The 24,927-nt window shown below is 65.5% G+C and carries 27 protein-coding genes; 11 read left to right on the top strand and 16 right to left on the bottom strand.

The annotated features are described in order from the left end of the window. Nucleotides 1-109: 109 nt before the first annotated feature. Complete coding sequence (gene pnp, locus ACP15K_RS12880) at nt 110-2,242, top strand: polyribonucleotide nucleotidyltransferase (protein ID WP_193143173.1); 2,133 nt, start codon at nt 110-112, stop codon at nt 2,240-2,242. Here pnp and ACP15K_RS12875 read toward each other — a convergent pair. After that, nucleotides 2,200-2,454 carry a hypothetical protein gene (locus ACP15K_RS12875; protein ID WP_193143227.1) on the bottom strand — a complete coding sequence of 85 codons (255 nt, stop codon included), beginning with the start codon at nt 2,452-2,454 and terminating at the stop codon, nt 2,200-2,202. The genes pnp and ACP15K_RS12875 overlap by 43 nt on opposite strands. Between ACP15K_RS12875 and ACP15K_RS12870 the strand changes: the two genes are divergently transcribed. Both ACP15K_RS12870 and ACP15K_RS12865 read left to right on the top strand, forming a co-directional pair. Next, on the top strand, nt 2,371-3,162 hold the full coding sequence (locus ACP15K_RS12870; RefSeq protein ID WP_193143172.1) for a glycosyltransferase family 25 protein: 792 nt from the start codon (nt 2,371-2,373) through the stop codon (nt 3,160-3,162). The genes ACP15K_RS12875 and ACP15K_RS12870 overlap by 84 nt on opposite strands. A 134-nt stretch (nt 3,163-3,296) precedes the next feature. After that, nucleotides 3,297-3,950 (top strand): peroxiredoxin, encoded by a 654-nt coding sequence (locus ACP15K_RS12865; RefSeq protein WP_424990694.1) that lies wholly within the window; start codon nt 3,297-3,299, stop codon nt 3,948-3,950. A 72-nt stretch (nt 3,951-4,022) separates the two neighbouring features. On the opposite strand, the gene ACP15K_RS12860 is transcribed toward ACP15K_RS12865, so the two are convergent. From ACP15K_RS12860 to ACP15K_RS12845, 4 genes are all read right to left on the bottom strand, one after another. After that, nucleotides 4,023-4,244 carry a DUF1127 domain-containing protein gene (locus tag ACP15K_RS12860; RefSeq protein ID WP_193143170.1) on the bottom strand — a complete coding sequence of 74 codons (222 nt, stop codon included), beginning with the start codon at nt 4,242-4,244 and terminating at the stop codon, nt 4,023-4,025. A gap of 124 nt (nt 4,245-4,368) precedes the next feature. Continuing rightward, nucleotides 4,369-5,016, bottom strand: a complete 648-nt coding sequence (locus ACP15K_RS12855) for a pseudouridine synthase (RefSeq protein WP_424990719.1) — start codon at nt 5,014-5,016, stop codon at nt 4,369-4,371. After that, nucleotides 5,016-5,468 carry a GAF domain-containing protein gene (locus tag ACP15K_RS12850; protein WP_193143169.1) on the bottom strand — a complete coding sequence of 151 codons (453 nt, stop codon included), beginning with the start codon at nt 5,466-5,468 and terminating at the stop codon, nt 5,016-5,018. Before ACP15K_RS12850 ends, ACP15K_RS12855 begins: the two co-directional genes overlap by 1 nt. A gap of 3 nt (nt 5,469-5,471) precedes the next feature. Continuing rightward, nucleotides 5,472-6,650 carry a thiolase family protein gene (locus ACP15K_RS12845; RefSeq protein ID WP_424990693.1) on the bottom strand — a complete coding sequence of 393 codons (1,179 nt, stop codon included), beginning with the start codon at nt 6,648-6,650 and terminating at the stop codon, nt 5,472-5,474. A gap of 102 nt (nt 6,651-6,752) precedes the next feature. Here ACP15K_RS12845 and ACP15K_RS12840 point away from each other — a divergent pair, with 102 nt between their 5' ends. Genes ACP15K_RS12840 through ACP15K_RS12830 form a run of 3 tightly spaced genes read left to right on the top strand, consistent with a single transcriptional unit; the run spans nt 6,753 to nt 9,195 of the window. Continuing rightward, nucleotides 6,753-7,097 (top strand): STAS domain-containing protein, encoded by a 345-nt coding sequence (locus tag ACP15K_RS12840; protein ID WP_193143167.1) that lies wholly within the window; start codon nt 6,753-6,755, stop codon nt 7,095-7,097. A 16-nt stretch (nt 7,098-7,113) separates the two neighbouring features. Then, on the top strand, nt 7,114-7,590 hold the full coding sequence (locus ACP15K_RS12835; protein ID WP_193143166.1) for an ATP-binding protein: 477 nt from the start codon (nt 7,114-7,116) through the stop codon (nt 7,588-7,590). 24 nt (nt 7,591-7,614) lie between these two features. Next, a complete protein-coding gene (locus ACP15K_RS12830; protein ID WP_424990692.1) occupies nt 7,615-9,195 on the top strand; it encodes a gamma-glutamyltransferase family protein in 1,581 nt (526 codons plus the stop codon). Nucleotides 9,196-9,223: 28 nt separating this feature from the next. On the opposite strand, the gene hspQ is transcribed toward ACP15K_RS12830, so the two are convergent. Then, nucleotides 9,224-9,550, bottom strand: a complete 327-nt coding sequence (hspQ, locus tag ACP15K_RS12825; protein WP_193143164.1) for a heat shock protein HspQ — start codon at nt 9,548-9,550, stop codon at nt 9,224-9,226. A gap of 269 nt (nt 9,551-9,819) precedes the next feature. On the opposite strand from hspQ, the gene ACP15K_RS12820 reads away from it, so the two are divergent. Then, nucleotides 9,820-10,398, top strand: a complete 579-nt coding sequence (locus ACP15K_RS12820) for a transglycosylase SLT domain-containing protein (RefSeq protein ID WP_424990691.1) — start codon at nt 9,820-9,822, stop codon at nt 10,396-10,398. 15 nt (nt 10,399-10,413) lie between these two features. Here the strand turns inward: ACP15K_RS12820 and ACP15K_RS12815 are convergent, their stop codons facing one another. The 3 genes from ACP15K_RS12815 to ACP15K_RS12805 all read right to left on the bottom strand — a co-directional run bounded on the left by ACP15K_RS12815 (nt 10,414) and on the right by ACP15K_RS12805 (nt 15,244). After that, nucleotides 10,414-11,019: a LolA family protein gene (locus ACP15K_RS12815; RefSeq protein ID WP_424990690.1), complete on the bottom strand. Its 606-nt coding sequence runs from the start codon at nt 11,017-11,019 to the stop codon at nt 10,414-10,416. 209 nt (nt 11,020-11,228) lie between these two features. Next, nucleotides 11,229-14,051, bottom strand: a complete 2,823-nt coding sequence (locus tag ACP15K_RS12810; protein WP_424990689.1) for a DNA translocase FtsK — start codon at nt 14,049-14,051, stop codon at nt 11,229-11,231. Between the two features lie 2 nt (nt 14,052-14,053). After that, complete coding sequence (locus ACP15K_RS12805) at nt 14,054-15,244, bottom strand: aminotransferase class I/II-fold pyridoxal phosphate-dependent enzyme (RefSeq protein ID WP_424990688.1); 1,191 nt, start codon at nt 15,242-15,244, stop codon at nt 14,054-14,056. 166 nt (nt 15,245-15,410) lie between these two features. Here ACP15K_RS12805 and ACP15K_RS12800 point away from each other — a divergent pair, with 166 nt between their 5' ends. Beyond that, a complete protein-coding gene (locus ACP15K_RS12800) occupies nt 15,411-16,637 on the top strand; it encodes an FAD-dependent monooxygenase (protein WP_424990687.1) in 1,227 nt (408 codons plus the stop codon). 166 nt (nt 16,638-16,803) lie between these two features. Here the strand turns inward: ACP15K_RS12800 and ACP15K_RS12795 are convergent, their stop codons facing one another. The 4 genes from ACP15K_RS12795 to ACP15K_RS12780 form a co-directional block, all read right to left on the bottom strand. Beyond that, entirely contained in the window at nt 16,804-16,983 is a 180-nt protein-coding gene (locus tag ACP15K_RS12795) for a Trm112 family protein (protein WP_193143158.1), read from the bottom strand. Further along, a complete protein-coding gene (locus ACP15K_RS12790; protein WP_193143157.1) occupies nt 16,980-17,624 on the bottom strand; it encodes an LON peptidase substrate-binding domain-containing protein in 645 nt (214 codons plus the stop codon). Before ACP15K_RS12790 ends, ACP15K_RS12795 begins: the two co-directional genes overlap by 4 nt. 27 nt (nt 17,625-17,651) lie before the next feature. Next, complete coding sequence (locus ACP15K_RS12785) at nt 17,652-18,569, bottom strand: tetratricopeptide repeat protein (protein WP_424990686.1); 918 nt, start codon at nt 18,567-18,569, stop codon at nt 17,652-17,654. Between the two features lie 73 nt (nt 18,570-18,642). Further along, nucleotides 18,643-19,431, bottom strand: a complete 789-nt coding sequence (locus tag ACP15K_RS12780; protein ID WP_193143155.1) for an exodeoxyribonuclease III — start codon at nt 19,429-19,431, stop codon at nt 18,643-18,645. A 192-nt stretch (nt 19,432-19,623) separates the two neighbouring features. Between ACP15K_RS12780 and ACP15K_RS12775 the strand changes: the two genes are divergently transcribed. Beyond that, a complete protein-coding gene (locus ACP15K_RS12775; protein ID WP_424990685.1) occupies nt 19,624-20,343 on the top strand; it encodes a lysophospholipid acyltransferase family protein in 720 nt (239 codons plus the stop codon). 3 nt (nt 20,344-20,346) lie between these two features. Here the strand turns inward: ACP15K_RS12775 and ACP15K_RS12770 are convergent, their stop codons facing one another. Then, complete coding sequence (locus ACP15K_RS12770; RefSeq protein WP_424990684.1) at nt 20,347-21,186, bottom strand: hypothetical protein; 840 nt, start codon at nt 21,184-21,186, stop codon at nt 20,347-20,349. A 117-nt stretch (nt 21,187-21,303) separates the two neighbouring features. Then, nucleotides 21,304-21,990: a response regulator transcription factor gene (locus tag ACP15K_RS12765; RefSeq protein WP_193143152.1), complete on the bottom strand. Its 687-nt coding sequence runs from the start codon at nt 21,988-21,990 to the stop codon at nt 21,304-21,306. Between the two features lie 143 nt (nt 21,991-22,133). Here ACP15K_RS12765 and ribA point away from each other — a divergent pair, with 143 nt between their 5' ends. After that, a complete protein-coding gene (gene ribA / locus ACP15K_RS12760; RefSeq protein WP_319022500.1) occupies nt 22,134-23,225 on the top strand; it encodes a GTP cyclohydrolase II in 1,092 nt (363 codons plus the stop codon). After that, nucleotides 23,222-23,722 (top strand): L,D-transpeptidase family protein, encoded by a 501-nt coding sequence (locus tag ACP15K_RS12755; protein WP_193143150.1) that lies wholly within the window; start codon nt 23,222-23,224, stop codon nt 23,720-23,722. The genes ribA and ACP15K_RS12755 overlap by 4 nt, the downstream gene beginning before the upstream one ends. 96 nt (nt 23,723-23,818) lie before the next feature. Here the strand turns inward: ACP15K_RS12755 and ACP15K_RS12750 are convergent, their stop codons facing one another. Next, a complete protein-coding gene (locus ACP15K_RS12750; protein ID WP_193143149.1) occupies nt 23,819-24,781 on the bottom strand; it encodes a helix-turn-helix domain-containing protein in 963 nt (320 codons plus the stop codon). Between the last annotated feature and the right edge of the window lie 146 nt (nt 24,782-24,927).

Below are 24,927 nucleotides of genomic sequence, written 5' to 3'. Positions count from 1 at the left end.
CCCGCCGGGCCCCACGGGACAGGATGCCAGACTGACGACGGGGCCACGGGCACAAGCCTGTACGCAACCAGGCCGGGGGAGGGTCCCTCGGTCAGCATTAGGAACGACAATGTTCGACGTAAAAACCAAATCCATGCAGTGGGGTGAAGAAACCCTGACGCTCGAAACGGGCAAGGTTGCCCGCCAGGCCGATGGCAGCGTGATTGCCACCCTGGGCGAAACCAGCGTCATGGCCAACGTGACCTTCGCCAAGGAAGAAAAGCCCGGACAGGGTTTCTTCCCGCTGACCGTGCATTACCAGGAAAAATACTATGCCGCGGGCAAGATCCCCGGCGGCTTTTTCAAGCGTGAAGCGCGCCCGACCGAAAAAGAAACCCTGACGGCCCGCCTGATCGACCGCCCGATGCGGCCGCTGTTCGTGCCCGGCTTCAAGCACGAAGTCCTGGTCATGTGCACGGTGCTCAGCCACGACCTGGTCAATGATCCCGACATCGTGGCGCTGATCGCCGCCTCGGCCGCGCTGACCATCTCGGGCGTGCCCTTCATGGGCCCCGTGGGTGCGGCGCGCGTCGGCTATGAGGACGGCGAATACATCCTGAACCCGACCATCGACGACATGGACCAGTTGCGCAACACCCCCGAGCAGCGGCTCGACCTGGTTGTCGCCGGCACCCGCGACGCCGTGATGATGGTGGAATCGGAAGCCTACGAACTGTCGGAAGCCGAAATGCTGGGCGCCGTGAAGTTCGGCCATGAGGCGCTCAAGCCGGTGGTCGACCTGATCATCGCGCTGGCCGAGGAAGCCGCCAAGGATCCCTTCGACTACACGCCGCCGGACTACTCCGATCTCTACGCAGCCGTGAAGGCCGCGGGCGAGACCGAGATGCGTGCCGCCTTCGCCCTGACCGACAAGCAGGAGCGGACCGCCGCCATTTCCGCCGCGCGCGAGACCATTCGCGGCAAGCTGACCCAGGAACAGCTGGACGACAGCAACCTCGGCTCGGCCTTCAAGAAGCTGGAAAGCAGCATCCTGCGCGGCGACATCATCTCGGGCGGTGCCCGGATCGACGGTCGTGCCCGCGATCAGGTGCGCCCGATCGTGTCGGAAGTGGGCATCCTGCCCCGCACCCACGGGTCGGCCCTGTTTACCCGCGGCGAAACCCAGGGTCTGGTGGTGACCACGCTGGGCACCGGCGATGACGAACAGTTCATCGACGCCCTGCACGGCAACTTCAAATCCAACTTCCTGCTGCACTACAACTTCCCGCCGTATTCGGTCGGTGAAGTTGGCCGTGTCAGCGGCCCGGGCCGTCGTGAAATCGGCCATGGCAAGCTGGCGTGGCGGGCGCTGCAGGCGGTTCTGCCGGCGGCCACCGACTTCCCCTACACCATCCGCCTGGTCTCCGAGATCACCGAATCGAACGGCTCCTCGTCGATGGCGTCGGTCTGCGGTGGCTCGTTGTCGATGATGGATGCGGGCGTGCCCCTGAAAGCACCGGTCGCCGGTGTCGCCATGGGCCTGATCCTGGAAGACGATGGCCAGTTCGCGGTTCTGACCGACATTCTGGGCGACGAGGATCACCTCGGCGACATGGACTTCAAGGTCGCAGGCACCGAGAACGGCATCACCTCGTTGCAGATGGACATCAAGGTCGCGGGCATCACCCCCGAGATCATGGAGCAGGCCCTGTCGCAAGCCAAGGACGGCCGTCTGCACATCCTGGGCGAGATGAACAAGGCGCTCAGCTCGGGCCGTCAGGAATTCTCGGCGCACGCCCCGCGCATCGAGACCATGACCGTGCCCACCGACAAGATCCGTGAAGTGATCGGCTCGGGCGGCAAGGTCATCCGCGAGATCGTGGAAGTGTCCGGCGCCAAGGTCGACATCAACGACGACGGTGTCATCAAGATCGCCTCGGCCAATGCCGACAGCATCCAGAAGGCCTATGACATGATCTATTCGATCGTGGCAGAGCCGGAAGAAGGCAAGGTCTACAAGGGCAAGGTCGTGAAGATCGTTGATTTCGGCGCCTTCGTGAACTTCTTCGGCAAGCGCGACGGCCTGGTGCACGTCAGCCAGATCGAGAACCGCCGCCTGAACCATCCGTCGGATGTGCTGAAGGAAGGCCAGGAAGTCTGGGTCAAGCTGCTGGGCTTTGACGATCGCGGCAAGGTTCGCCTGTCGATGAAGGTCGTCGATCAGGAAACCGGCGAGGAAGCCACCAAGGAAGACGCCGAATAATCCTGGTCGGTCAAACAAACATCAAGCCCCGCACGCCTTGGCGCGCGGGGCTTTTTTGTGTCAATTCCGCGTTGCACGAAAATGGCAGCGCCGGGATACTGGGTCCAGTTTTCTTGAACTGGATCACGATGAAACACGTTTTCACGCAAGTCATCAATTTGGACAGCAGCGTAGATCGCCTGGCGACCGCTCGCAGCCAGCTTGCCGCTCAAGGTCTGCCATTCAGCCGCACGCCGGCCTTTGACGGCCGGGGCAAGTCCGCCTCTGAACTGCCCCGCTATTCCCCGTTGCGGGCGCGCCTGTGGTTCGGACGGACCCTGACCGGCGGCGAAGTGGGATGCTTTCTGTCACATCGCACCTGTGCCGAGCGTTTTCTTGATAGCAATGCTTTTGCCGGGCTGGTCCTTGAAGACGACTTGCAGCTTGGCGACAGCTTTGCCGAGGATCTTGCCGCAACGGTTGATGGGTTGCGCAATGGCGCAGCCCCCGGTTGGCGGCTTGTCAATATGGGTCATGCCCTGAAGGCGAACCAGCCCCGGCGACAGGTTCTGACCCTGCCTCATGGCCAAAGTCTGTTCCTTGGTGCGGATTTTCCTCTGACCACCCTTGCCCTGCTGTGGTCGCGGGAAGGGGCCGAACGGTTCTTGAACAAGGCCCGCCTTGTCACCGGAACTGTCGACAATTGGCTGCGGTCCGACATGGCGGTTCATGGAGGTGGACTGTTTGCGGACCCGCCACTTGTCCACCCGGTCGGCACCAGCGTGATCAACACCGAAATCGGGGCCGCTGACATCCAGAAGGTTGGCGTGGGTCCGCGCAAGGGATGGTACGGCTATCGATCTCGACAAAGATCAAGGTGGCGACGTGGGCTTGGGGAACGGCGATTGGCGAAGATCGCCAGGGCTGCGAAAGACAACTGACGTATTCCCATACGGGCTTCGCCCGTCTTGCGCTAAAAATGTCTCTGGCCAGAGCCACGGCCAATGGTACAAATCCAGATCATCTGCAATTACATGTCACCTACACGTACATGAACCGAGCCCCGGAGAATCCCATGTCCCTACGCATCAACGACACCGTGCCCGATTTCACCGCCCAGACCAGCCAGGGCGAAATCAATTTCCACGATTGGATCGGCGACAGCTGGGCCATCCTGTTCAGCCACCCCAAGGATTTCACCCCGGTCTGCACCACCGAGTTCGGCGCCGTGGCGCAACTGGGCGACGAATGGGCCAAGCGCGGCACCAAGGTCATCGGCGTGTCGGTGGATGGGGTCGAGGATCACAAGAAGTGGATCGGCGATATTGCCAGCTATGCCGGCACCGATGTGAGCTTCCCGATCATCGCCGACGAAGGGCTGGCGGTGTCGAAAGCCTTCGACATGCTGCCCGCCGACGCCTATCTGCCCGATGGCCGCACGCCGGCGGACAGCCAGACCGTACGCTCGGTATTCATCATCGGGCCGGACAAGCAACTCAAGCTGTCGATGACCTATCCGATGACCGTCGGCCGCAACTTCGCCGAGGTGCTGCGTGCGCTGGATGCGCTGCAGGCGTCTGCCGGGCTGGGCGTGGCCACGCCTGCCAACTGGGAACTGGGCCAGGACGTCATCGTACCGACCTCGGTCACGACCGAGGACGCAAAAGCGAAATACGGGGATGTGGAAGAGATCTTCCCGTACCTGCGCCGCATCAAGTTTCCGGGCTGAACACCCCTGAAACGCGGCGGGGGGCCGAGCCGTGTTTGCGGCTCTGCCCCCGGACGGTAGACGGAAAAGGCGTCAGTTGAAGTAGCCGTAGCGGAACACGTGATCCACGATCTTGTCACGGGTCAGACCGCGCTTGGCCAACTGGTTGTCGGACATGGCTTGCAGGCGGCGCACCTGTCCCAGGTATTCGTTGTTGTCGGCAATGGTCAGCAGACCATGAACCAGACGCGTCCAGAGGGACGGGGTTGAACGGGCTCGCACGTGGCCGATGCCGTTCGCTGTTGTCGTTGCCATTTGGAAACTCCTGTCAGGCAGTCGTCGGGCCTCCACCCTGATGCGACAAGTAGTCATGGCCGCCGAGGTCTACACGGTCAGTTGGCGCATTGCCGACCTGCGTCCACCGCATGACGGCTTTGGCTCAGAACGGTGCCGGGGCGCGAATGGCCACGCCGCGGCCGCCGTCGGGGTGGCGAAACCGCAGGCTTTCCGAATGCAGCATCAGGCGCGGCGCATCGCGCGCCGGTCCTTCCGCATAGAAGGGATCACCCAGGATCGGATGGCCAAGCGCCAGCATGTGTACCCGCAACTGGTGGCTGCGCCCGGTCTTTGGCATCAGTCGAACCCGCGTGCCGTTCTCGCGCAGCATCAGCACCTTCCACTCGGTCAGCGCCGGTTTGCCGGTGTCGTGATCCACCATCTGCCGCGGCCGGTTCGGCCAATCGACGATCAGCGGCAGATCGACCGTGCCGGATTTCTCGGCCAGGCGGCCCCAGACCTCGGCCACATAGGTCTTGCGGGTCTGGCGTTTCTCGAATTGCAGGCCAAGGTGGCGCTGCGCGTGCGGGGTCAGGGCAAAGACCATCACCCCCGAGGTGTCCCGATCCAGCCGATGCACCAGCAGCGCCTGGGGAAACACGGCCTGCACCCGGCGCAGCAGGCAATCGGCCAGATGCTCGCCCCGTCCCGGCACCGACAACAGCCCCGAGGGCTTGTCGACGAGCAGCACCTCGTGATCTTCGTGGAGGATCTGCAAGGGACCGTCGGGCGGGGTGTAGCTGGCGTCAATCACCGGTCGAAGACATCGGTCAGGATGGCGGCCAGACGTTCGGAGTCCTCGGCGGTGAAGGCCGCGGGCTGATCGCTGTCGATGTCCAGCACCCCCAGCAGCTTGCCCTTGCGCCAGACCGGCAGCACCAGTTCAGACCGGGTTGAGGCCGCGCAGGCGATGTGGTCGGGAATGGCATCCACATCGTCCACCATCTGCACCTTGCCGGTGCGCGCCGCAGCCCCGCAGACCCCACGCGAAAACGGGATCTCAAGGCAACCGTGGCCGCCCTGATAGGGGCCGATCTTCAGGGTCTTCTTGCCGACCACGCGATAGAAGCCGGTCCAGTCGAAGCGATTGTCGGACCAGTGGATTTCGCAGGCGCAGGTGGCCATCAGGGCCACGTCGTCGGTTTCGCCCCCGGTCAGGCTCGCCAGGGTCTTCGCCAGCGTATCATAGTCCACGCGCGCCACCGGTCAGACCCTCTCGATCGCGATGGCAGTGCCTTCGCCGCCGCCGATACAGATGGCCGCCACCCCGCGCCGCAGCCCGCGCCGTTCCAGCGCGTTCAGCAGGGTGACCAGGATGCGCGCGCCCGAGGCACCGATAGGGTGCCCCAGCGCACAGGCCCCGCCATGCACGTTGACCTTTTCGGGCGACAGGTTCATTTCCCGCATGAAGGCCATGGGGACAACCGCGAAAGCCTCGTTGACCTCCCACAGATCCACATCATCGACTTCCCATTCCAGCTTTTTCAGCAGCTTGCGCGCGGCAGGCACCGGGGCGGTGGGAAACAGTCCCGGCTCATGCGCGTGGCTGGCATGGCCGCGGATCGCGGCCCGGACCTTCAATGCATGCCGGTCGGCCTGCGATTGCGAGGCCAGCACCAGCGCCGCCGCCCCGTCCGAGATCGACGAGGAATTCGCCGCCGTCACCGTGCCGCCTGCGCGAAAGGCAGGCTTCAGATGCGGGATCTTGTCGGGCCGCGCGTTGCCCGGCTGTTCGTCCTGCGCGACCACCACGGCACCCTTGCGCGCGGCGACCTCTACAGGCGCGATCTCGGCCTCGAAAGTGCCATCGGACTGGGCCTTCACCGCGCGTTCCAGCGAGCGCAACGCATAGGCATCCTGGCTTTCGCGGGTGAACTGGAAGGCTTCTGCGCAATCCTCGGCAAAGGTGCCCATCAGGCGGCCCTTGTCATAGGCATCTTCCAGCCCGTCAAGGAACATGCTGTCCATGACCTGCCCGTGCCCCAGCCGCGCCCCGCCGCGCATCTTTTCCAGAAGGTAGGGCGCCTGCGTCATGCTCTCCATGCCGCCCGCAACAACGATCCCTGCGCTGGCACCGGCGATCTGGTCATGCGCCATCATCACCGTTTTCATCCCCGAGCCGCACATCTTGTTCAGGGTGGTGGCGGGCACGCCCTTGCCCAGACCGCCCAGAAACCCGGCCTGCCGCGCCGGGGCCTGACCCTGCCCTGCGGGCAGCACGCAGCCCATCAGCAGTTCGTCCACCAAATCGGCGCTTGCGCCCGCGTCGTCCAGTGCTGCGCGAATCGCCACCCCGCCCAGTTCTGCCGCCGTGACCGAGGCAAAGGCGCCCTGAAGGCCTCCCATCGCCGTGCGCCGGGCACCGCAGATCAATGTGTGGGTCATTTGCTGTCCTCCCCAGATGACCGGGGCTGTGAAGACTCCCGGAAACCGATTGGTAAGACCTGCTGCCTAGCCTGTCAAAACGTCAAGTATCGCAGGTGGCACATGGATCTTTCGAAGCAAACCCACGGGGACGTGGTGGTCATCACCGCGGCCGATCCGCGGATCGACGCGGCCGTGGCCATCGAATTCAAGGACAGGATGCGGGATCTGACGGCGGACGCGGACGGGCGGGTGATCCTGGATCTGGAACAGGTGAACTTCATCGACAGCAGCGGCCTTGGCGCCATCGTCGCCGCGATGAAGCAGCTTGGCAGCGGCAAACGGCTGGAACTGGCGGCACTGTCGCCGCTGGTGGACAAGGTGTTCCGCCTGACCCGCATGGATTCGGTCTTTGTCATCCACGACACCACCGCCACGGGCCTTGGCGATGCCAGCCCCGCCGAATGACCCACCGGATGCGGGGATGCCCGTGGTACTGGTCGAACAGCGGCTTGAGGCCAGCTTTGAAAGCGTCAGCGCCGCACTGACCGATCTGGAATGCCAGCTTCTGACGGCCTTGCCCGCGCCCGACACCATGGGCAGCTTGCTGCTGGTCCTGGGCGAGGCGCTGAACAATGTGGTGGAGCATGCCTATCGCGGCGTGCCCGGCGGGCACATCGACCTGCGCCTGACCCTGACCACAGGCGGCCTGTGCATCGACATTCGCGACCGTGGCCACCCGATCCTCGGGGCGCTGCCGGAAGGCCGCAATCCGCTGCAGGCCGGTGCCGCGGTCGAGGATCTTCCCGAAGGCGGCTTTGGCTGGTCGCTGATCCGGATGCTGACCCGCGATCTGTGCTATGAAAGCCGCGACGGCCAGAACCGCCTGACCTGCACCATTCCCGTGGATGCCACGACGCCACCACCCGGCCCCCCTTGCCCCTCCCACCACAGGGCCTAAGCTTCCGACAACGAGGGAGCATTCATGCGTGATTTCCAAATGCCGGGACGGTCATCGGTCTTCGCCGACAACGGGATCTGTGCCACGTCTCACCCGCTGGCCGCGGCCGTCGCCATCGACGTTCTGAAAGCAGGCGGCAATGCCGTGGACGCCAGCATCGCAGCGGCGGGCATTCTGGGGCTGGCTGAACCGCAGATGACCGGGATCGGTGGCGACCTGTTCGCGTTGGTCAAGCCCGCCGGGCAGGAAGACGTGATCGCCCTCAACGGCTCGGGCCGTGCGCCTGCCGGGTTGAACGCCCAGGCGCTGCGCGACAGCGGTGCGACTGTCGTGCCGCCCCGCTCGGCGCAGGCGGTGACCATCCCCGGGGCCGTTGCTGCCCTTTGCGCCTTGTCCGAGCGGTTCGGCGCCCGCCCGCTGGACGCGGTGCTTGCCCCCGCCATTCACTACGCCGAGACCGGCATCCCGGTGGCCCCGCGCGTGGCCTTCGACTGGGCGCGCGGGATTCCGCATCTGGATGCGGCGGCGCGCCAACACTTTACGCTGAACGGGGACGCGCCGCGCCGGGGCCAGATGTTCCGCGCCCCCGGACAGGCCGAGATCCTGCGCCGCATCGCCCGCGAAGGCCACGACGGGTTCTACACCGGCGCCACCGCCGAAGAAATGGTGCGTGCCCTCCAAGCCGCCGGCGGCTGTCACACGCTGGACGATTTCGCGGCCACGGAACCAAGCTGGCACGCGCCGCTGGCCGGGTCCTACAAGGGCGTGGAGCTGTTGGAACATCCGCCCAACGGCCACGGCATCACCGCCCTGCTGCTGGCCAACATCCTGTCGCAGTTCGATCTGACCGCGCTGGACCCGTTCGGCGCCGACCGTGCGCATCTTGAGGCCGAGGCGGTGAAACTGGCCTATGACGCCCGCAACCGCTTTGTGGCCGATCCCGATCACATGACCCGCCTTGATCACCTGATGTCGCCCGATACGGCGGCATCACTCGCCGCGCTGATCGACCCCAAGCGCGCCCTGCCCGACCCCGCGCTGGCGGCCGAGGCGGTGCACCGTGACACCGTCTATCTGACCGTCGTCGACCGGAACCGCATGGCGGTGTCGCTGATCTATTCGATCTACAAGGATTTCGGCGCGGGCATTGCCACGCCCGAGCATGGCATCCTGTTCCACAATCGCGGCGCCGGGTTCACCCTGACCCCCGGCCACCCGAACGAGGCCGCCGGGGGCAAACGCCCGATGCACACCATCATCCCGGCGATGCTGCGTCGGCAGGGCCGGGTTCTGATGCCTTTCGGGGTCATGGGGGGCGCCTATCAGCCCAACGGGCATGTGCGGATGGTCAGCAACATGGTCGATTTCGGCATGGTCCCGCAAACCGCCATCGATGCACCGCGCAGCTTCTGGGATGACGGCACCTTCAAGGTCGAACGCGGCTATTCCGATGCGGTGCGCGCCGATCTGACGGCGCGCGGCCACAAGGTGGTGATCCCCGAGGTGCCCATCGGCGGCGCGCAGGCCATTCGCATCGATCCCGAGACCGGCGTTCTGGAAGGCGCGTCGGACACGCGCAAGGATGGCTGCGCGCTGGGGTATTGACCCGCGCGCAACCCGCCCGTGGCAGCGATCAGTTCAGGTTGGTCTGCAGCGGATAGACGCCGTCCTGCAACTCGCCGAACATGTCGGGGATGTCGGGATGCTCCACCGGTTCGCCGGTCATGTCGGGCAGCAGGTTCTGCTCGGACACATAGGCCACGTAATAGCTGTGATCGTTCTCGGCCAGCAAGTGGTAGAATGGCTGATCCTTGTTGGGACGGTTGTCTTCGGGAATCGAGTCGTACCATTCCTCGGTGTTCGAAAACACCGCGTCCACATCGAAAACGACCCCGCGAAACGGGTGCTTGCGATGCCGGACAACCTGGCCGAGCCGGTATTTCGCTTGCGTTCTCAACATCTGGTTCCGACCTTTCTCGGACATTTTTACCCTTTGCCGGGGGGGTGAGTCCATCGGCTGCGGGTCTGGATTTCTGGATTAGGTGAACACGGAACCGCGATGCTGCCATCCGCTCCGCCGGGACCCCTCGTCCGGGACAGGCGCTGATACCCGGTTTGCCGGGCCGAAGCAAGGCCGGGCGCGGGACGCGTGGACACAGTGTGGGATTGTGATTTCCTCAGCGCGGGAAATGGGCTAAGACGTAAGAAAACATAACGCGTGAGGCGACCATGAGCAGTCGAATTGCCGCGCTGATATTGCTGAGCTTTCTGGCCGCGTGCGGGGGGAAATCCCCGCCCAAGAACCTGAACAATGCCTGCAGCATCGTGGATCAGCGCCCCAAGTATCTGAAAGCCTTCAAGGCCACCGAGAAGAAATGGGGCGTACCGGTCTACGTCCAGATGGCCGTGATCTACCAGGAGAGCAAGTTCGACGGCGATGCCCGCACGCCGCACCGCTATGCGCTTGGGGTCATTCCCATGGGGCGCCAGTCCTCGGCCTTTGGCTATGCGCAGGCGTTGGACGGCACCTGGGACGATTACAAGCGCGCTGCCGGACGCCCGGGCGCCAGTCGCAAGAACATCAAGGACGCCACCGATTTCATGGGCTGGTACATGACCCGGACCGAGCAGAAGCTGGGCATTTCCAAGACCAACGTGCGCGACAACTACCTCGCTTACCACGAAGGTCACGGCGGCTATGCGCGCGGCTCCTACCGCAGCAAGAGCTGGCTGATCGGGGTGGCCAACGGGTTGCAGACGCGGTCCGAAACCTACAAGCGGCAGCTTCAGGCCTGCGGCAAGATCTGACGGACGGCGGGGCGCTCAGCCCCGCGCTTCCTTCTCCAGACGCACCGAGAACATGCGATCCGACAGACGGTCATGTTCCACGAAGGGTCGCAGCTTCAGGCGTGTCTGCTCGCCGGTTTGCGAGACGATCAGCCATTCCGACAGGCGCATCGGATTGCGGTCGAAGAACAGGTAGATGCGGCCGTATTCCGGATGCTCGGGATCCTGCGCCTGCACCACCGTGCGGCCATCCTGCTCGCCGTGGCCGGTGACCATGTGGATGCGGGTCAGGTCGATGTTGCGATCGAGGATCAGCTTCAGCGGCGTGGTGGCCAGCGGGTAGACCTCGGCACTGCCGCGCCCGTCAAATATCCCGATGGATCCGCCGCCCGCCACCACCAGCGTATCGTCCAGCGGCGGATCGTACTCGAACCGGGCCCGGCCCGGCCGCTTGATGAACAGCCGCCCGGTGCTTTGCGAGCCGTCCGAGTTGATCTGGGTGAACCGGGTCTCCACCGTGCCGATGGTGTTGAGATAGGCCGAAAGCTCGGTCAGCGAGGCTTTCTCGGCCCAGGCCGGCAGCGCGGCCAGCAGGGCCGTGGCGGTGGTGGCGGCAAGAAAGCCGCGGCGGGTCTGGGGCATGGGCATCTCCGGGCCTGTGGTGAGAAACAGCTATGTGCCGATGACGCCGCGCGCAAGGGCGGGGGTGTTCACGGAGTCTTGCCTCCGGCGGGAGTATTTTCGACAAGAAAAAGTGAGCGTCGTCTGGGAAACGCTCCGAAAGGGGTGCTTCAGGGGCAAACGGTATCCGCCGACAGGCAGCGGCACACACCGCGCCGCTGCCTGTCCGGTCAGTTCTGCTCCGGCACCAGCACGTCGCGCTTGCCCACGTGATTGGCGGGGCTGACGAGGCCGTTGTCTTCCATCTGCTCCACCAGGCGCGCGGCCTTGTTGTAGCCGATCGACAGTTTGCGCTGGATGTAGGAGGTGGAGCACTTGCGATCCTGGATCACGATCTGCACTGCCTGGTCATAAAGCGCATCCTCGCCGCCGGTGTTGCCGCCGGTGTTCAGACCCAGCACCGCGTCGATGTCCTCGGCACGCTCGTCATCCGGGCCATCGGCCACGCCGCCCACATAGTCGGGCGGGCCGAAGGTCTTGAGGTGGTTCACCACGTCCTCGACCTCTTCGTCCGACACGAAGGGACCATGGGCGCGGGTGATCTTGGCGCCGCCCGCCATGTACAGCATGTCGCCCATGCCCAGCAGTTGCTCGGCCCCCTGCTCCCCCAGAATGGTGCGGCTGTCGACCTTCGAGGTGACCTGGAAGGAAATGCGGGTCGGGAAATTGGCCTTGATGGTGCCGGTGATGACATCGACCGAGGGCCGCTGCGTGGCCATGATCAGGTGGATGCCCGAGGCCCGCGCCATCTGTGCCAGACGCTGGATGCAGGCCTCGATCTCCTTGCCCGCGACCATCATCAGGTCGGCCATCTCGTCGACGATGACGACGATATAGGGCAGGGTCTTGGGTTCGAATTCCTCGGTCTCGAACACCGGATCGCCGGTTTCGTCATCGAACCCGGTCTGCACGGTGCGGGTGAACATTTCGTTCTTGGCCAGCGTCGCGCGGACCTTGCCGTTGTAGCCTTCGATGTTGCGCACGCCCATCTTGGACATCTTGCGGTAGCGATCTTCCATCTCGGCCACCACCCATTTCAGGGCGACCACGGCCTTCTTGGGATCGGTGACCACCGGCGAGAGCAGATGCGGAATGCCGTCGTAGACGCTGAGTTCCAGCATCTTCGGGTCGATCATGATCAAACGGCATTCGTCCGGGGTCAGCTTGTAAAGCAGCGACAGGATCATGGTGTTGATGGCCACCGATTTGCCCGAACCGGTGGTGCCCGCAATCAGCAGGTGCGGCATCTTCGAGAGGTTGGCCACCACGCTTTCGCCGCCGATATCCTTGCCGAGTGCCAGCGGCAGACGCAGCTTGCTGTCGCCGAAATCGCGTGCCGAGAGGATCTCGCGCAGCAGCACCATCTCGCGCTTGTCGTTGGGCAGTTCGATGCCGATGACGGTACGGCCGGGCACCGTGGACACCCGCGCCGACAGCGCCGACATGGAGCGCGCGATATCATCCGACAGACCGATGACGCGGCTGGCCTTCAGGCCCGGCGCTGGTTCCAACTCGTACATGGTGACAACCGGGCCGGGGCGGACGCTGACGATGTCACCCTTGACGCCATAGTCCTCCAGCACGTTTTCCAGCATCCGGGCGTTTTCCTCCAGCGCCTCGTCGCTGAGATAGTGACGCTCCACGGTGCCGGGATCGCGCAGCAGGGACAGCGGCGGCGGCGCATAGTCGGCGGCGGGGGCCTCGTCGAATTGCAGCGGCGGTTCGGCCTCGGCCTTCGCACGGGTCGACAGGGCGGGGCGCCTGACGTCGGCATGTTGCACGACGGCCTTGGGCGCTTCGACCCTGGGGATCGGGGCCGGACCGGGCATCGGCGCAGGCGCGATGTCCGGCAGATCCTCGAAGGCCTCGATGTCGGCGTCAAAGCCATAGTCTTCGTCTTCGGCCTCGCTTGGCAGAGAGCCGACCTGGTCCTCGGGCTCGGGCCGGGTCAGGATCGGCTCCTGCCGGGTCCGGCTCTCGGCGGCCACGCGGGCGCGATCGCTGCGCAGGCGGGTGCGGATGGCATCGGTGATCTTGGCCTGCACGCGGGCATGATCGACCGGCGCGTCCTCGTCGTCCTCGTCGTCGAACAACTCGGCGGCGTCGGGATCCTCGATCAGATCGTCCACCGGTTCGGTGCACAGGCGCGGCTGGTCACGCCCGATGGTGCGGGCCAGCAGGCCCAGCGACGGCACATTGGGCAGGATCGACGGCGACGGGGCCTCGTCCTCGTCATCCTCGTCCAGAAGGTCGAAATCCTCGTCATCCTCGACGGCGGCTTTTCGGGCAGCGCGCGCCTCGGCACGGCGGGCGCGGCGGCTGACAACCCCGTCCCGCGTCCGCTCGGCCCCGCGGCCCAGCCCGTTGACCAGACGGTCGAAGGAATAGAGCAGCCCGAACCACATGAAGCGACCCAGCGATTTCAGTTCGGTCCGGGTGAAACCGCAGGCGAACAGGCCCAGCCCCACCAGCAGCAGCCCCAGCGCGGCCGAAAAGGTCATCAGCCCGCTGGACAGCGATGCCGGCCACAGCCCCATCAGCACACCCAGCACCGTATCGCCGAACAGACCGCCCAACCCGAAGCTGTGCACCCAGCCCGCCCCCGGCGGCATGGTCGCCGCATAGACCGAGGCCGCAGCGACGAGGATCGGCACGAAGATCGTCCGGCTCAGCGCCCGATCCTCGCCCTGATGCAGCAGGAACCGCCCGCCCCACAAGCCCAGCACCAGCGGGATCGACCAGGATCCTTTGCCCAGCACCACGTTCAGCGGCGACGCCAGATAGGCCCCGAACAGCCCCAGCCAGTTCTGCGGCGGCGCGTCCGATGTGCCCAGGAAACTGGGATCGGTCGGTGCATATGACCCAAGCGCCAGCGCCAGAACCACCGCCCCGGCCAGCAGGACAAGGCCCAGAAGCTCGGTCGCGCGGCGTTCCAGGGCGGCTTGCGTGGCCTGGTCGAACAGCGGGTCGCGGGAACGGGTCTGAAATGCCATGGTCAGTTATCCTGAGAATACAAGCAGTTGCGCAGCCGGATCAGGCCGGTTTCGGTCTGGTCTTTCGGCGCCACCAGCGCCACGCGAATGAACGGGGTGCCCGGATTGCCGTCGCCGGTGTCGCGGCCAAGATAGGCACCGGGCAGGACGCGCACGCCGGTGTCTCGCCACAGCTTCAGGGCGGCGGCCTCGCCATCCTCGACCGGCAGCCACAGGAAGAACCCGGCCTTGGGGATGGTCACGCCGGGCGTATCGCGGAAGATGTCTTCGGCCAGCGCGAACTTCTCGGCATAAAGCGCGCGGTTTTCCACCACATGCGCCTCATCCGCCCAGACCCGCGCGGCGACGTGCTGCAGCGGCAGCGGCAGCGGTGCCCCGGAATAGGCGCGCAACTGGCGGATACGGGCAATGTTCTTAGGCCCGGAAGCAACGAAGCCCGACCGCAGACCGGGCAGGTTCGACCGCTTGGACAGGGAATGGAAGATCACCAGACGCTCGGGGTCGGTGCCTTCGGCTTCCGCCACCTCCATCGCGCCGGGCGGCGGCGCGCCGGTATAGATCTCGGAATAGCATTCGTCGGCGAAGACCCGGAAATCGTGCTTTTCGGCCAGCGCTAGCAGGCTGCGCCAATAGTCCCGGTCGGCCACCGCACCCTGTGGGTTCGACGGCGAGCAGACATAGGCGATGGCGGTGCGGTCCAGGACCTCCGCCGGCAGGGCAGAATAATCGGGCAGAAAGCCGGTGTCGGCCAGCGCGGGCACCAGAACCGGTTCGGCGCCCACCGACAGGGCCGCCACGGCATAGACCTGGTAGAAGGGATTGGGCAGCAGCACCACGGGACGGGCGCCGTTCTTTGTCTCGGGGCACAGTGCCATCGCGGCGTTGTACAGCCCCTCGCGCGTGCCGTTCAGGGCCATGACATGCGCCTCGGGATCGCGCGCCACCCCATAGCGGCGCTGCAGCCAATCGGTGATCGCCGTCAGCAGCTCGGGCATGCCTTCGTTGACCGGATAGCGCCCGAAGTCGCCCGCATGTTCGGCGATCACGTCACTGACCCAGGCCGGAAACGGATGTTTCGGCTCTCCGATGGTCATGTGCAGGACATCGCCGCCCGGTTGGTGAGCGTCGAGAAGCGCGCGCAAACGCGGAAACGCGTATGGCGGCAGATCGGAAAACCGGTCTGGATACTGCATGGAGCCTCGAATTTCAGCCGGGATCATGGCGTCCCGTTGCGATCAGCCTACCGCGAAGCAGCTTTCGGGTCCAGTCAAAGGCCGCAGGTGGCCGACGCAGTGTCGCAGCCCGGACGCAGGGCCGGTCGGGCGTGGACAATCGCGCCACAAAGCGCATATTTCGCCCATGAACAGGATCTACGATGCGGTGATTGTGGGCGGCAGCCTGACCGGAGCCTCCCTTGCGCTGGCGCTGGCCCGCGCCGGCCTGACCGTGGCGGTGATCGACGCGCTGCCGAAGGACACCCAGACCGAGCGGGATTTCGATGGCCGCAGCTACGCGCTGGCGCTGGCCTCGGTGCGGATGCTCAAGGCGCTCGATCTCTGGGCGCCGCTGGCCGGTGACGCGCAACCGATGCTGCACATCAAGGTCACCGATGGCCGCGCCGGGGAAGGCCCGTCCCGCTTTGGACTGCATTTCGACTGCGGTGAGCTGGAAGAAGGCCCCATGGGCCATATGGTCGAAGACCGTCACCTGCGCCGCGCCCTTCTGGCGGCACTGGAAACCACCCCCGGCATCACCCATCTGCCCGCCACCCGTGTCACCGAACAGGCCACCGATGGCCCGCTGGCGCAGGTGACGCTGGACAGCGGCGAGGCATTGCAGGCGCATCTGCTGGTGGGCGCCGACGGGCGCACTGGTCCGGTGGCCGCCCGCGCCGGGATCGCGCGCAAGGTCACCGATTATCGCCAGACCGCGCTGGTCTGCGCCATTTCCCACGAAAAGCCCCACAACGGCACCGCGCATCAGTTCTTCATGCCACCCGGCCCGCTGGCGATCCTGCCGCTGAAGGGGAACCGGTCTTCCATCGTGTGGAGCGAGAGCGCTGAACAGGCCGCCGCCATTCACGCGCTGAACGATGCCAACTACCTGTCGGTGCTGCGGCCCAGATTCGGCGATTTCCTGGGCGAGATCGCGCTGGAGGGCCGCCGCTACACCTATCCGCTGACCCTGGTTCTGGCCGACCATTTCACCGCGCACCGTCTGGCTCTGGTGGGCGACAGCGCCCATGGCATGCATCCGATCGCCGGACAGGGCTTCAACGCCGGGCTGCGCGATGTGGCGGCGTTGGCCGAGGTTCTGGCCGAGGCCCGCCGCCGTGGCGAAGACATTGGCCGCGCCGATGTGCTGGACCGCTACGCCCAGTGGCGCCGCTTCGACACCGCCGCGTTGGCCTTCACGACCGACACGCTCAACCGGCTGTTTTCCAACGACAACCCGCTGCTGCGACTTGGCCGCGATCTGGGGCTGGGGTTGGTGGGCGCCACGCCGCCGCTGCGCCGCGCCTTCATGCGCGAGGCCGCGGGCCTGACCGGCAATCTCCCCCGCCTGCTGCGCGGCGAGTCGGTCTGAGCCGCCCGGAAACGGTCGCTTGTTCGGCTGACCGGGCAGTTCCGAGACGGCTGGGGCTCCGCCTGTTCACGCCAGAAACGCCCCCCCGGAGCGTTTACCTGACGGCACTCATTCTTCTTGGCAAAAATACTCCCGCCGGAGGCATGAAATCCGGCGCCGCAGGCGCCTAGTCCAGCACCCGCGCCTCGTCGGGCAACATCACCGGGATGCCGCCGCGGATCGGATAGGCCAGGTTGGCGCTGCGCGACACCAGCTCCTGCCGCTCGGCATCATACTGCAGTTGCGCATTGGTCACCGGGCACACGAGGCTTTCCAGCATGCGGCGGTCGAATTCGGGTGGGGTCATTGCATTGTCTCGTCATGGGTGCCGCCCAGCAGGGCGAACTCGATCAGGGTCACAAGGGTTTCGCGGCGGGTGGTCAGCGACGGCGCTTCCAGCAGCGCCTGCTTGTCCTCGGGCTCGAACGGACACAGCATCGACAGCGAGTTGATCAGCAGTTCATCGTCGGCGTCCTTCAGGCTGTCCCAGTCGGTGGACAGGCCGCGCGCCTCGAAGAACCGCCCCAGCAGGGTCAGGAACGGCGGGCGGTGAAAGCCCGGATCTTCCTCTTCCGGGCCGAGGTCGCGGTCGAATCCGTCCCACGACACATCGGCCTTCAGGTACGGGGTGAAGCCGCTGACCTCGCGCGTGATGCGGAACCGGCAGGTGCCGCTGAGCGTGATCATGTAGCGCCCGTCCTCGGTTTCGGAAAACCCGGTCACGCGCCCGGCACAGCCGATGGATTGCAGATGCCGGCTGTTGCTGCCCGGCCCCTCGCGCGGCTGCACCATGCCGATCAGCCGATGCTCGGTTTTCAACGCATCGTCCAGCATCGCCAGATAACGCGGCTCGAAAATGTGCAGGGGCAACCGGGCGCGCGGCAACAGCAACGCCCCCGGCAAGGGAAAGACCGGGATCGTCCCCGGAAGGTCTGCAACCGATGTCATGCCTGTGATCTTAGCCCGGCACGCGCCTCAGGCAAATATCATCGACGACAGCTTGCGGCGGCCATTCAGCACGACCGGATCATTGGGCTTCAACGCGTCGAAGATGGTGAACAACTGCGCACGGGCCGCACCGTCGTTCCATTCGCGGTCACGGCGGAACAGGTCCAGCAGTTCGGTCACGGCCTCCTCGACCTCGCCATTGGCATGCAGTGCCGTGGCCAGATCGAAACGCGCCTGATGGTCGTCGGGGTTGGCCTCGACCTGCGCCCGCAACTCGGCCACGGGGCCGGCATCCTCGGCCTGACGCGCCAGGTCCAGTTGCGCCCGCGCGGCTTCGACCTCGGGCGCGTTGGCGATCTCGGCGGCGGCGTTGTTCAGCAGCGCCTCGGCCTGGTCCAGCTCGCCCATGGCCAGATGGGCGCGGGCCAGCCCGCCAAGCGCGGCAGCATTGGCCGGGTCTTCGCCCAGAATGGCGGCAAAGGTCTGCGCCGCATCCACCGCCGCACCCTGCGTCAGCATTTCCTCGGCAGCCTCGACCGCTTCGGCCAGCCCGCCGTCTTCTTCCGGGCCGTTGCCATGGGCGGCGACGCGCTTGACGAATTCCTTGATCTCGGAGGGCGGCACCGCGCCCTGGAACCCGTCGACCGGCTGCCCCTGCCAGAAGGCGTAGACCGTGGGGATCGACTGCACCCGCAACTGCCCCGCGATCATCTGGTTCTCGTCGACATTGACCTTGACCATCTTCACCGCGCCCTTGGCAGCGGAGACCTCGGCCTCCAGCGCCGGACCCAGCGTCTTGCAAGGCCCGCACCACGGCGCCCAGAAGTCGACGATCACCGGCACCGTCTGGCTGGCTTCGACAACATCGGCCATGAACGTGGCCTCGGAGCTGTCCTTGATCAGATCCTCTGCGGCCGGTGCAGCCGCGCCTCCAAGTTCAATCATCGTTCTTCCCCGTCATCATTTGTTCCGTGCATATATGCGCAGCCACGACTTCACAACCAAGCCCCCGGCAGCGTCAAAGATCGAAGCTGGCCAGCACCGGCGCGTGGTCGCTGGGCTGCTCCCAGCCGCGCACCGGGCGCAGGATGCGGGAGTTTCCGGCGGCGCTGGCCAAATCGGGGGTGGCCCAGATGTGATCCAGCCGCCGGCCCTTGTCGGCCGCGTCCCAATCCTTGGCGCGATAGGACCACCACGAATAAAGCTGCCCGTCTGGAATGTCCTTGCGGGTGATGTCCACCCAGGCGCCGGCGTCCTGCGTTTCGGCCAGTTGGTCGACCTCGACAGGCGTGTGGCTGACCACCTTCAGCAGCTTCTTGTGGGACCAGACGTCATCTTCGCGCGGGGCGATGTTCAGATCGCCCACGAGGATCGCCCGCGCCGGCGCTTCGGCGTGGAACCAGTCGCGCATCTCGGTCAGGAAATCCAGCTTGTGACCGAATTTCTCGTTGACCTCGCGGTTCGCCACATCGCCGCCCGCAGGCACATAGAAGTTGTGGATCACGGTGCCATCGGCCAGCCGCGCGGCCACGTGGCGGGCATCACCCTTGCCGACGAAATCGCGGTGACCGGCGTCCTCCAGCGGGTGCCGCGACAGGATCGCCACGCCGTTGTAGCCCTTCTGCCCGCGCGCCACCATGTGGCCATAGCCCAGTGCCGCGAACCGTTCGGCGGGGATCTTGTCCACCGGGCTCTTGCATTCCTGCAGGCACAGCACGTCGGGGGCTTCCTCGGTCAGCAGCCGCTCGACCAGCCCGGCCCGCAGCCGCACCGAGTTGATGTTCCAGGTGGCCAGCGTGAGGGTCATGGGAAGCGCTCCGTTGCTCAGACCCGGGCAGAGATAACGCCCTGATCGCCGGGGCGGAACCCCACAAAGCGCGGCCACCTGTTGCAACCCTGCATCACGGCCCCGCACACAGGCCCGGCGGTGCAGCGCGTCAGGCGCGCCGGACTGGAACGAAATCGCGCAATGGGCTAGGCGGAGCGCAGAGGTGACCCCGTGAACAACCTGAAAAAGCAATGGCGGCGGTTCGAAGTCCGCTTTCAGAAAAGCCGCCGGGTGCAGGGCGCGCTGCAATCGCTGTTCTCGGCCTATGTGAATTTCGTCTTCCGCACCACGCGGTGGCAGAAGCTGGGGTTCGAATCCTACGAGGCCGACATCGCCCGCGGCGTGCCTCGTGTGCTGTGCTGCTGGCACTCGCGGCTGGTGTTCACCCCCTACCTGCGCGACTGGTCCGATCATCCGTTGACGGTGATGGCCTCGGGCCATGCCGATGCCCAGATTGCCAGCGAGAACCTGCGCCAGCGCGGGGTCGAGGTGATCGAACTGGCCACCTCGGGCGACAACACCGGCGCGATCAAGCACGCGGTCAAATGCCTGCGCAAGGGCCGGTCGCTGGGCATCACCGTCGATGGCCCCTTCGGCCCGCCGGAAGAGGCCAAGCCCGGCGCGCTGGTCATTGCCGGGCTGGCCGGGGTACAGGCCGCGCCCTGCACTTATGAGGTCACGCGCAAGTTTCGGCTGGGCACATGGGACCGCTTTGTCGTGCCCCTGCCCTTCGGGCGCGGTGTGCTGGCGGTGGGTGACGGTTTCACCCCGCCCAAGCGGATGAGTGAAGAAGAGATGGCCGACGCGCAGGCGCGGCTGACATCGCTGATCGCCGATCTTGGCGAACGGGCCGCGCAGCGCCTGTCGGAAAAGCGCCCCCAGCCCAGATGACAGTCAGTCCTGGCGCAAGGTGGCGAACCGGTTTTCGTGACGCGCCACGAACGCTTCCAGCGTTTCCGGCGGGCGGCCCAGAACAGCTTGCGTCGGTTCGGGATCGTCCAGCCTCTGCCGGCCGAACCTCGGCAGGAAATGCAGCAGCAGCATCACCCCGATCAAGGGCCAGCCCATCCCGGTCTTGCGGCTGTAGCGCACGAAGCCAGGCAAGCTGGCCGGTTGATAGGACACCTGCGCCCCGGCAACGCGATTGAGGGTCTGGCAGACCGCGTCAAACCCGGTGGCTCGACCAGTACAGATGGTGATCGCGGGTTCAGAAACAGCCCCAGTCAGCGCCGCACCAGCCACCGTGGCGACGTCGCGGACCGAGATCCAGTCCAGTTCCAGCCTGCCCGCGGGCAGATAGATGCGGCGGTTCTTCTCCAGCTCTGGCCAAAGGGTCGTGAGCAGGTTGTCCATGAAATAGCTGGGGCGCAGGAAAACATGGTCGAACCCCATCCCGGCAATACGCTTTTCGATCTTGGCATGGGGCAGATAGGATTTCTCGCCCGCGCCCTGCACCGACAGGAACACGACCCGGGTCTTGCGGTCGTGCGGTTGCAGGAAGGTCTCGAACAGATCCGGATCGGTCAGATGCGGCGGCCGCATCAGGAAGATGGCGTCAAATCCGGGGGCGGGTCCGATGCCTGCTTCGAAATCGACCTGAACCGGCGTGACACCATCTTGGCGCGTCCTTGCGAGCTGCCGCTGTCCGGCAAACACCTGATGGCCCGCCGCTTGCAATTGGCAAACCACCTCGCGCCCGACATTGCCCGAGGCGCCCGTGACAAGGATGTTCATGACGTCTCCGGCGCAGGTTTCGCCTAGGTGTTACTGTTTCCGCCCCGAAAAAAGGCCCGGGAACACCCCGGGCCAGTCTTTCAGGGAGGTGCGCCGCAACCCCGGCGCGGGGATGGATCAGGCCACCAACCGGTAGCCACCGCTTTCGGTCACCAGCAGCCGCGCGTTCGAGGGGTCGGGTTCGATCTTCTGCCGCAGGCGGTAGATGTGGGTTTCCAGCGTATGCGTCGTCACCCCGGCATTGTAGCCCCAGACCTCGTGCAGCAGCACATCACGGGCGACCACGCCGTCGGTGGCGCGATACAGGAATTTCAGAATGTTGGTTTCCTTCTCGGTCAGACGGATCTTGCGATCGGTCTCGTCGATCAGCATCTTCATCGACGGCTTGAAGGTGTACGGCCCCAACTGGAACACCGCGTCTTCGCTTTGCTCGTGCTGACGCAGCTGGGCGCGGATACGGGCCAGAAGGACCGGAAACTTGAACGGCTTGGTCACATAGTCGTTGGCCCCGGCATCCAGCCCCAGGATGGTGTCGGCATCGCTGTCATGGCCGGTGAGCATCAGCACCGGGCATTTCACCCCCTGCTTGCGCATCACCCGGCACAATTCGCGCCCGTCGGTGTCCGGCAGACCCACGTCCAGGATCACAAGATCGTAGGGTGCTTCCTTGGCGCGGCTCAGGCCTTCCTGCCCGTTGGCAGCTTCGAACACGTCGAATTCTTCAGTCATCACAAGCTGTTCGGACAGTGCCTCACGCAGGTCATCATCGTCGTCCACCAGCAGGATCTTTTTCAAAACGCCCATTGCGTCGCCCTCCTTCGTCTTGGTCTCATGTTGCGCCTCCGCCCCCTCTGCGACAAGATATGCAACACTGGTCTCACAGGGACGTGTCGCCCCGCGAGCCATGTTTCAACCGATCCCCGAAGCGGCGGCAAAGGACAATTATCGTGACACTGGCACCAGATAGCCGGGAATTGATGGCCCGTGCGCGGGCTGATTTGCGTATGGGCGTCGGGGTCGTATTGTTACAGCCCGATGGGCTTGGCGCGCTGGTTCTTTCAGCCGAAACCCTGAATGGCGCGCGGCTTTCGGCGGCGCGCAAGCTGGGAACACCGGTCGTGGCGCTGACCGCGCGGCGGGCCGAGACCCTGAAAGCCCGCGCCTATGACGGCGATCTGGCGCGGGTGGAGTTGCCCGAAACGCTGGGGCTGGACTGGATCCAGGCGCTGGCCGATCCCGCCGACGATCTGGCGATGCCGATGAAAGGCCCGCTGAAAAGCCGCCGCGAAGGGGACGCCGCCTTCGCCCGCGCTGCCCTGCGCCTGTGCAAGGAGGCTCAGCTTCTGCCCGCCGCCGTGGTGGTGGAACTGGAGCACGCCGCCGTGCTGGCCGCCAATGCCGGGCTGACCGCCCTGCCGGTGGCGGCGGTTTCGCAAGCCGCGCTGGAAAGCAGCCCGCAGCATCCGGTGGTTCATGCCCGCCTGCCGATGGCGGCAGCCGAGGCTGGCCGGTTGCACATCTTCCGCCCCGAGGATGGCGGCGAGGAGCATTACGCCATCGAGATCGGCAAGCCCGACCGCGACAAGCCGGTGCTGGCGCGGCTGCATTCGGCCTGCTTCACCGGCGATGTTCTGGGCTCGCTGAAATGCGATTGCGGGCCGCAGTTGCGCGGCGCGCTGGCGCAGATGGGGGTCGAGGGCGCGGGCGTGCTGCTCTACCTGAACCAGGAGGGTCGCGGCATCGGGCTGGCCAACAAGATGCGCGCCTATTCGCTTCAGGACCAGGGGTTCGACACGGTGCAGGCCAATCACCGGCTGGGGTTCGAGGATGACGAGCGTGATTTCCGCATCGGTGCCGCCCTGCTGAAACGTCTGGGGTTCAAACAGGCCCGGCTGCTGACCAACAACCCGCGCAAGGTGGCTATGCTGGAAAACTGCGGCATCGCGGTGGTGGAGCGGGTGCCGTTGCAGGTTGGACGCGGTGCCCATAACGCCGCCTATCTGGACACCAAGGCCGCGAAATCCGGACATCTTCTGTGAACCCTGACGATCTGGTCGTTACCCGCTGGGGCGCGCGACTTGCCGGGCGCCGCCTGCCCTGTGCCATCGGCAAGGGCGGGCTGAGCGCGGCCAAGCGCGAAGGCGACGGCGCCACGCCGCGCGGGACACACCGCATTGTCGGGCTGCTCTACCGGCCGGACCGGATGATCCGGCCCGCCGCCTGGGCCGTCCCGATCCGGCCCGGCGACCTGTGGTCGGACGACCTGCACGACGCGGCCTACAACACGCTGGTGCGCGCACCCTACGCCGCCAGCCATGAATGCCTGCGCCGCACCGATCCCTTGTATGATGCGGTGCTGCTGACCGACTGGAACTGGCCCGAGGCGACGCCGGGGCACGGTTCGGCGATCTTCCTGCACCAGTGGCGCAAGCCCCGGCATCCGACCGAGGGCTGCGTGGCCTTTGCCCGCGATGATCTGCGCTGGCTGTTGCCCCGCCTGCGCCCGAACAGCCGGGTGATCGTCAAAGGGGTCTGACGGCCTTCGCAGCGCGACATCCGTTCCGAACGCATGGCCCGGCAACCGCTTGTCACAAGCCGTTGCAGCGCAAGGATGGGTCGCGTGGCTGCGAGATCAACCGGGATGCTGGAAGGCGTTGCGCTGGAACTCCGACGGCGTGGTCTTGAACTTGGCCTTGAACAGCCGCGAGAACTGCGCCTGGTCGGCGAAACCGAACCGGTAGGCAACTTCGGAAATCGACAGATCGCGTGACGCCTGAAGCCGGTCACGCGCCACCACCAGCCGCTGATCGCGGATCTGCTGGCTGACCGTGCCGTTCACGTCCTTGAACAGGTCATGCAGGTAGCGCTTTGAGATGCCGCAGGCATCGGCGATGCGATCCGGGGAAAGATTGGGGTCTTTCAGGTTGGCCCGGATGAATTTCTCGACCCGCGCGATATGCGCGGCGCGCACCGAGGAATAGCCGCTTTCACAGGCGTTCGACGCGTCGTTGAGCGCAAGACCCAGCAGTTCCAGCAACTGGCGGCCGATGGTTTCGCGCGCATCCGGTGTCAGATCGTCGATCTGGCTCTGTGCCTGGCTGACCATGGTCGCAAACAGACCCGCCGTTCCGGTGGTGGCGTCGATCACACGGGCGCAGAATCGATCCGGCTGCCGCACCCGTTCGGCCAGCGCCTTGCGGCTGACCTTCAGGACATAAAGATCGTTGGGCCGTTCATAGAGAAAGCGATAGGGTTCGTCGCCGCGTTCGATGATGAAGCCGCCGGGATCGCAGCGCACGTCACGGCCCAACTGCCGAAATTCGACCGACGTGGCGCGTGGCATGGTGATGAGGTATTCCTCATCCTGTGCGTCACGAATGTGCGAACGGCGACGCTCGTAATTCGCCGGGTCCGAGGTCAGCCGGGACAGGCCCACATGGCCAAGTCTGGCCCGGGCCAGTTCGCCGTTGAATCGCACCGGATCGCGGAACTGCAGTTCCAGCGGAAAATAGGCTTCCGACACCACCTGGTTCCATTTGCTGGAACGATGCTGCGGCTCTGTCGCGCCGGTTGAAAAGCGGAACGCAGCTGTCATGAAAATCTCCCCCTTCGACTTCTTACGTGACGGAACCCGGTTGACCAAAAGAAAAACGGGCGTTGTGCGCTCTGCGTCAACTCTTCCTGCACGGGCTGACAAATTTTCCTGCGCCGTGCGCCAAGTCGTTGTGCGCGGATCGTCAA

The organism is Fluviibacterium sp. S390, from assembly GCF_049800695.1.
Taxonomy (GTDB): Bacteria; Pseudomonadota; Alphaproteobacteria; order Rhodobacterales; family Rhodobacteraceae; genus Meridianimarinicoccus.
This window is presented reverse-complemented; position numbering and strand designations above follow the sequence as displayed.